Below are 223 nucleotides of genomic sequence, written 5' to 3'. Positions count from 1 at the left end.
CGTGAAGCCACAAATGAAGAGAACCAGCGCAACGTCGAAGTAGGTAAGAAAAACAAGTCCGGATTCAAAGGCGTATTCTGGGAGCCGTCACGGCAGAAATGGAAAGCCAGAACACAGATGAATAAAAAGAAATATACCCTCGGCAGGTTTGACAGGATTGAGGACGCAGTCGCTGCATATGAGAGCTTTTGCCAAAAACATTATGGTGAGTTCTATGTGCCGC

The 223-nt window shown here is 46.6% G+C and carries 1 pseudogene; it reads left to right on the top strand.

The features are described 5' to 3' along the window. A pseudogene (locus ACGF5R_RS25145) lies at positions 1–223 on the top strand (HNH endonuclease); the annotation flags it as partial.

Origin of the sequence: Photorhabdus sp. RM71S (genome assembly GCF_042879355.1) — a bacterium.
Taxonomy (GTDB): Bacteria; Pseudomonadota; Gammaproteobacteria; order Enterobacterales; family Enterobacteriaceae; genus Photorhabdus; species Photorhabdus kayaii.
This window is presented reverse-complemented; position numbering and strand designations above follow the sequence as displayed.